The organism is Nonomuraea insulae (genome assembly GCF_042656245.1).
Window position 1 is genome coordinate 210,281 of sequence record NZ_JBHSPA010000052.1, and the last position, 7,474, is coordinate 217,754.

Annotated in this window: 5 protein-coding genes; 1 reads left to right on the top strand and 4 read right to left on the bottom strand. The window is 69.2% G+C overall.

Annotation, left to right across the window (positions count from 1 at the left end; genetic code table 11):
- Positions 1-6: 6 nt before the first annotated feature.
- From ilvN to ACFPZ3_RS40910, 4 genes are all read right to left on the bottom strand, one after another.
- Positions 7-531 carry an acetolactate synthase small subunit gene (ilvN, locus tag ACFPZ3_RS40895; protein ID WP_379519735.1) on the bottom strand — a complete coding sequence of 175 codons (525 nt, stop codon included), beginning with the start codon at positions 529-531 and terminating at the stop codon, positions 7-9.
- Positions 524-2,263, bottom strand: coding sequence for an acetolactate synthase large subunit (locus ACFPZ3_RS40900; protein ID WP_379519736.1), 1,740 nt, complete (start codon positions 2,261-2,263; stop codon positions 524-526). The genes ilvN and ACFPZ3_RS40900 overlap by 8 nt, the downstream gene beginning before the upstream one ends.
- Before the next feature lie 204 nt (positions 2,264-2,467).
- Positions 2,468-5,086, bottom strand: coding sequence for a putative bifunctional diguanylate cyclase/phosphodiesterase (locus ACFPZ3_RS40905; protein WP_379519737.1), 2,619 nt, complete (start codon positions 5,084-5,086; stop codon positions 2,468-2,470).
- A 236-nt stretch (positions 5,087-5,322) separates the two neighbouring features.
- Positions 5,323-6,231 carry a 2-hydroxyacid dehydrogenase gene (locus ACFPZ3_RS40910; RefSeq protein ID WP_379519738.1) on the bottom strand — a complete coding sequence of 303 codons (909 nt, stop codon included), beginning with the start codon at positions 6,229-6,231 and terminating at the stop codon, positions 5,323-5,325.
- A gap of 38 nt (positions 6,232-6,269) precedes the next feature.
- On the opposite strand from ACFPZ3_RS40910, the gene ACFPZ3_RS40915 reads away from it, so the two are divergent.
- On the top strand, positions 6,270-7,319 hold the full coding sequence (locus ACFPZ3_RS40915) for a PQQ-dependent sugar dehydrogenase (RefSeq protein WP_379519739.1): 1,050 nt from the start codon (positions 6,270-6,272) through the stop codon (positions 7,317-7,319).
- Positions 7,320-7,474: the final 155 nt, after the last annotated feature.

The following is a 7,474-nucleotide window of genomic DNA, read 5'->3' on the forward strand; positions in this document are numbered from 1 at the left end:
AACCTTTCAGGCGGTACGGTCCAGTGCCCTGAGGGACCGGTCGGTAATGGAACGGGCGCCGCGGCCGATGGCCACCATGCCCGATTGGACGAGCTCTTTGATCCCGAAGGGCTCGAGGACCTTGATGAACGCCTCAAGCTTGTCGGGAGTGCCGGTGACCTCGATGGTCACGGCGTCGGCCGCCACGTCGATGCAGCGGGCGCGGAAGAGATTGACCAGCTCCAGCACGTGCGAGCGGTTCTCGGAGTCGGCCTTGACCTTGATCAGCATCAGCTCGCGCTGGACGGACTGCGTCGGGTCGAGTTCGACGATCTTGAGCACGTTCACCAGCTTGTTGAGCTGCTTCGTGACCTGCTCCAGCGGCAGTTCCTCGACGCTGACCACGATCGTCATGCGGGAGATGTCGTCGTGCTCGGTGGGCCCGACGGCCAGGGAGTCGATGTTGAACCCCCTGCGGCTGAACAGCGCCGACACGCGTGCGAGAACGCCCGGCCTGTTCTCGACAAGCACCGACAGCGTGTGTCTACTCATCCTCGTTCTCCCACTTCGGCGCCATGTCACGGGCGATCTTGATGTCGTCGTTGCTGGTTCCCGCCGCGACCATGGGCCAGACCATGGCGTCCTCGTGAACGACGAAGTCGACCACGACGGGCACGTCGTTGATCTCCATGGCCTTCTTGATCACGGCGTCCACGTCTTCGGGACGCTCGCATCGCAGGCCCACACAACCATAGGCCTCGGCCAACTTGACGAAGTCCGGGATGCGGCGCGTCGTCTGCAGGTTGGTGTTGGAGTAACGCTGGTCGTAGAACAGCGTCTGCCACTGCCGGACCATGCCGAGGTTACCGTTGTTGATGATGGCGATCTTGACCGGCACGCCCTCCAGGGCGCAGGTGGCCAGTTCCTGGTTAGTCATCTGGAAGCAGCCGTCGCCGTCGATGGCCCACACGGTGGCGTCGGGGCGGCCCATCTTCGCGCCCATCGCGGCCGGGACGGCGAAGCCCATCGTGCCCAGGCCGCCGGAGTTGATGAAGGTGCCCGGGTTCTCGTAGGTGACGAACTGCGAGGCCCACATCTGGTGCTGCCCGACCCCGGCCACGTAGTAGGTGTCGGGACCGGCGATCGCGCTCAGCCGCTCCATGACGTACTGCGGGGCCAGCGAGCCGTCCTCGAACGTCTCGTAGCCCAGCGGGTAGGTCTGCTTGTAGCCGTTCAGCGTGGTCCACCAGTCGGTGTAGTCGCCCTTCTGGCCGGACGCCTGGATCGCGCTGACGAGGTCGCTGATGACCTCCTTGCAGTCGCCCACGATCGGCACGTCGGCGTGACGGTTCTTGGAGATCTCCGCCGGGTCGATGTCGGCGTGCACGATCTTCGCGTACGGCGCGAACGACGACAGCTGGCCGGTCACCCGGTCGTCGAACCGCACGCCCAGGCCGATGATCAGATCGGACTGCTGCAGCGAGCCGACGGCCGAGACGCTGCCGTGCATGCCCGGCATCCCCATGTGCTGGGGGTGACTGTCGGGGAACGTGCCACGGGCCATCAGGGTGGTGACGACCGGGATGTTCGTCAGCTCGGCGAGCTGCAGCAACTCGGCCGAGGCGCGCGCCTTGTGGACGCCGCCGCCGACGTACAGGATGGGCCGCTTGGCCTCGGCGATCAGCTTGGCGGCCTCGCGGATCTGCTTGGAGTGCGGCCTGGTGACCGGGCGGTAGCCCGGGAGCTGCATCGTCGGCGGCCAGGTGAAGGTGGTCTCGGCCTGCAGCGCGTCCTTGGAGATGTCCACCAGGACCGGACCCGGGCGGCCGGTGGAGGCGATGTGGAAGGCCTCCAGGATCGTACGGGGGATCTCCAGCGGGTCGGTGATCAGGAAGTTGTGCTTCGTGATCGGCATGGTGATGCCGGAGATGTCGGCTTCCTGGAAGGCGTCCGTGCCGATGGCCCCGCTGGGCACCTGGCCCGTGATGGCCACGATCGGCACCGAGTCCATGTAGGCGTCCGCGATCGGGGTCACCAGGTTGGTGGCGCCGGGACCGCTGGTCGCCATGCACACCCCGACCTTGCCCGTGGCCTGCGCATAGCCCTCGGCCGCATGACCCGCACCCTGCTCGTGACGTACGAGCACGTGCCGGACCTTGGTCGAGTCGTAGAGAGGATCGTAGGCCGGCAGAATGGCGCCGCCCGGGATCCCGAACACTGTGTCGACTCCAACGTGCTCCAGCGCCCTCACCAGGGCCTGTGCACCTGTCACCCGTTCGGTCATCGGCTCGTTCCTTGCGTGGCTACTCGCTTAAGGACATAAAAAATGCCCCTTCCCACCGGGCGGTGGATCTGGGGCGGCGCGCAGGTCGTCGTGCTTCGCTATCGGCCTGCGCGCCGGCGAAGTACTACGAGAATCTCACTGCGAAGCATGGCTTACACGATAGCCGCTCGGAACGCCCTGGTGTCAACTTGGTGGACACAAGTCTCAAACAGTGAGACTAGTACGCATCAAGGAATCCACCCCGCGCGCCGCCATCGGCCGTGCCACCAGGAAGCCCTGCCCCCTTGTGCAGCCCATCCGCTTCAGCAGATCGAGCTGCTCGGGACGCTCGATGCCCTCGGCCACCACGATAAGTCCGAGATCGTGCCCAAGCCGCACAATCGTGCGGGTGAGCAGGGTCAGCGTGTCGTCCTTGCCGAGCCCTGACACGAACGACGGATCGATCTTGATCATGTCGACCGGGAGCTGCCGCAGGAAGGCCAGCGAGGCGTAGCCGGTGCCGAAGTCGTCGATGGCCAGGCGCACCCCGAGGGCGCGCAGCTCCGACAGCCTCTTGATCGTCTCCTCGGCGTCCTCGACCAGCATCTCCTCGATCACTTCGAGGGTGAGCGAGGAGGCGGGCAGCCCGCTCTCGGTCAGCGCCTCCTCCACGGTCTCGACGAACCTGGGCGCCATGATCTGGCGCGCCGACAGGTTCAGCGACAACCCGATGTCCCAGGACGAGGCCCGCCAGGCGGCCACCTCGCGGCACGACTCGCGCAGGATCCACTCGCTCAGCGGCACGATCAGCCCGGTGTCCTCCGCCGGGCCCAGAAACTGCTCGGGCGGCACGAACACCGACCCGCGCCACCACCTCACCAGCGCCTCGACCGCGGTCACCCGCGACGTCGCCAGGTCCACCACCGGCTGGTACTCGATCGCGAACTGCTGCTCGATCAGCGCCCGCTGCAGGTCGGCCGCCAGCTCCAGACGGCGCACCACGTCGGCGTGCATCTGCGCCGCGAACACCTCCACACGACGCCCGCCCAGCTCCTTGGAGCGCGCCATCGCCACATCGGCGTTGCGCATGAGGTCGCCCGCGGGCGTGTCGTCCTCGGTGAAGGCCACGCCCACGCTCGCGGTCAGCGCCACGTCGCGGTCGGCGACCCGGAACGGCTCCTGCGAGACCGCGCGGACCAGCCGCTCGGCCAGGTCCACCGCGAGCTGCGCGTCGCCACCGGTCTCCACCAGCACCGCGAACTCGTCGCCGCCCCACCGGGCCAGCGTGTCGTCGACGCGTACGGCCCCGCGCAGCCTGCGGGCCGCCTGCCCGAGCAGGTAGTCGCCGCTGGCGTGCCCGACCGAGTCGTTGACCGAGGTGAACCCGTCGAGGTCGAGGAAGATGACCGCGACGTTGCCGGCCGTGCGCCCCGAGAGGACCTCGCGGGTGCGCTCCTCGAAGTAGGCGCGGTTGGGCAGCCCGGTGATGCCGTCGTGGAAGGTCAGGTGGGCGACCTGGTTGCGCAGCGCCACCTCGTCGCTGACGTCTCTGGTCGTGACGAGCATCAACTCATCGCCGCCGACGTGGCGGGTGGCCACGGACTCGGTCGGGCGCCAGGTGCCGTCGGCCGCGCGTACGCGGCAGGCGATGAGGCAGGCGCCGGGCATGATGTCGTCCTCGTCGAGGTGCATCGCGCGCATGGCGACCTGGATGCCCGGCACGTCCTCGGGGTGGATGTAGTCGAAGATCGACCCGCCGATCAGGTCGTCGGGGCAGTAGCCGTAGGTGACCTCGACGCCGGTGCCGATCTCGCGGACGACGCCCTCGTAGTCGCAGGTGAACACCACGTCGCCGGTGCTCTCCGCCAGCTCCCTGAGCTGCCGGTCGCCCAGCTTGACCAGGCCGCGCAGGCGTACGTTGACCGCCGAGACCACGAACAGGCGCACCAGCAGGAGCAGCACCACGGAGACGGCGACCACCACGACGCCGGTCACCGGCGGCCCGGCCTTCCCGCCCGCCTGGTGGACCAGGAGCGTGCAGGCGGCCACGGCCACCAGGGCCAGCGGCGCGAGCGCGACCACGTGACCCACGACGGGCCGGCCCGCCTCCTTGACGCGCGGTCCCCACGGGACGGCCGCCAGCAGCAGGAACGCGACGGGCATGAGCATGACGCTCCACAGCAGCGGCTCGCCGTCGAGGAGCCGCGCGATCGCCGTCCCCACGCCCGCCACCGTCATGGTGGCCAGCACGCCCACCCCGGTCAGCGCGAACAACCAGGCGGAGGACCTGCTGGTGGCCACCGACGGGATCACGGCGCACGTCACCAGCAGCGCGATCATCGGTGGCGCCATGACCAGGATGAACGCGGCCGGGTCGGCCGTCTCGGCGTAGACGTGCCGCAGCGCCAGCACCCAGCCGATCAGGAAGATCGAGGCGGCGCACAGATAAGCGTCCGTGATGTGCCGTAAAGCCACTCTTGCCGGGAACCTGCGGTCGGCGGCGATCAGCGCGCCGCCCGCTGTGACCACGGTGCCGAGCAGCACGAACAGGTCGGCGAAGCTGACCACGAAGCCTTCGGCGAACGGCCTCAGTGCCACCCCTGCGGCCCAGATGACGGCCCCACCGCCCATCCACCGCGCGGCCATGGCCGTCGGGCGGTGCGTCGCGGCCTGCCTCACCGAGGCGACCAGCAGCGAGGCGGCGGCGATCAGCGCCGCGACCCCTCCGGCGACCGCGCCGGTGAGCACGGCCGGGCCATCCGCCAGGAGGACGGCGGCGAATGCCACCGCGCCCGCCGCCGCGGCGGCGGCCGGCGGCACCCGAGGATCACGCCAGCGGATCACAGTCGTTGCCCATCCCGTCTAGAACTCTGCACCAGCGACCGCCGAAGCCCGGTCGATCACTTCGCCAGTGTGTGCGGTCACGGGTGCGCGGGTGGTGACAACGCCGATGTCGTCACCGATCTGATAACCACACAGACCAATTTCCGCCAAGAGCTCCTTGACAGTGAGTCAGGAACTCCCTGCAAACGTAACCGTACGCACCGAAGGTCACGGACCAGCCACGTTCAGGGATCCTCTCAATATGAGTCCGTTATGACGTTGACCAGCGGCTCACCGGCTAGGTAACGCTCAAGCTGAGCCCGGATGAGGCGCTGTGTGCGCCGCACCGACGCGGGGGTGCTGCCTGCGACGTGCGGGGTGATCAACAGGCCCGGCGCGCTCCAGAGAGGGTGGCCCTCGGGCAGCGGCTCGGGCGCCGTCACATCGAGCGCGGCGCGCAGCCTGCCCGTTTTGAGCTCCGCGATCAGTGCGTCCGTGTCGACGATCCCGCCCCTGGCCGCGTTGACGAGCAGGGCGCCGTCCTTCATCCGGGCCAGGAACGCGGCGTCCACCATTCCGGCGGTGTCGGCGGTGGCGGGCACGAGCAGCACGACGACGTCCGCCTCCGGCAGCAGCGCGGGCAGCTCTTCCATGGGGTGCACGCCGTCGCGGGCGCTCCTGGCCACGCGTACGACCTCAACCTCGAACCCCTCCAGACGCCTCTCCAGCGCGGCCCCGATGGAGCCGTAGCCCACGATGAGCACGCGGGAGTCGGCCAGGACGTCGGTGTGGTGGTAGGTCCACTCGCCCCTGCGCTGCGCGTCCACGAACCCCGGGAACTCCCTGAGCACCGCGACCATCGCCCCGACCGCCCACTCGGCGGTGCCCGCGTCGTGCACGCCACGCGCGTTGCACAACATCGCTCCCGCGGGCATGTGGGGCCGGTACGCCTCCACCCCCGCGGTCACGGTCTGCACCAGCCGCAAGGAGCTCATCCTGGCCAGCGCCCCCGGCACATCGGGCACGGGGACCAGCGGCGGAACCCACACCTCCACGTCCTCCACCCCTTCCGGCATGGGGGACGTGCCGTCATAGACAGCACATTCAACGCCGGGAAGGTCGGACAGTACATCTGCCAACGAATCGGACGGAACCCAGGTCTTCATGCCGAGAACCTTACGACTCCGGGGTAAGTATGGAACACATGAGGAAGCTCTGGACGATCATGCTGTTGGCCGTCCTGACGGCCTGTTCCAGCGGGAACGGAGAGGTGCTCCCCACGGCGGCGGTGCCGGCCGGCGTCGCCCCCGGCGCTCCGAAGGACGTGGTGACGGGGCTGTCCGTGCCGTGGGCGATCGCGTTCCTGCCCGGCGGCGACGCGCTGGTGACCGAACGGGACACGGCCCGGCTGCTGCGGGTGAGCCCCGCCGGCAAGGTGAGCGAACTGGGGACCATCGAAGGGGTACGCCCCGACGGCGAGGGCGGCCTGATGGGGGTGGCGGTCAAAGACCAGCAAATATTCCTTTACTACACCGCAGAACAGGACAACCGGATCGTCCGCTACCGGCTCGACGGCGACGGGCTCACCGACCCGCAACTCCTCGTCCAGGGCATCCCGAAGGGCGGCATCCACAACGGCGGCCGGCTCGCCTTCGGCCCCGACGGCTTCCTGTACGCCACCACCGGCGAAACCGGCGACCGCGACCTGGCCCAGCGGCGCGACTCGCTCGGCGGCAAGATCCTGCGCATGACCGAGGACGGCGCGCCCGCCCCCGGCAACCCGTTCGGCACCCTCGTCTACAGCTACGGCCACCGCAACGTCCAGGGCCTGGCCTGGGATCCCGCCGGACGCCTGTACGCCTCGGAGTTCGGCGCCAACACCTACGACGAGGTGAACCTGATCAGGCCGGGGGCCAATTACGGCTGGCCCGAGGTCGAGGGGCGCGGCTCCGACCAGCGCTACGTCAACCCGATCCTCACCTGGTCCACCGCCGAGGCGTCGCCTTCCGGGATGGCGTACGCGGACGGCTCGTTGTGGGTGGGCGCGCTGCGCGGGGCGCGCCTGTGGCAGATCCCCCTGGACGAATCCGGCTCCGCCGGCACCCCCGTCGCCCACTTCACCGACCGCTACGGCCGCATCCGGGCGGTCACCGCCGCCCCGGGCGGGAGCTTGTGGATCAGCACCAGCAACAAGGACGGCCGCGGCACCCCTCGCGACGGCGACGACCGCCTCATGACCGTCACCCCCGGCTGAGCCCTCTCAGGGACACCTCCGGACCTCAACCACCACAGCGCCGCAACCAGCTGAGGTCCTTAGGAGGAGGTGAGGTGGCGCCGAGGCCGAGCGCCGCAACCGGCGGAGGTCCTTCGGGGGAGGTGAGGTGACCACAGCGGGTCGAGGATGCCGGG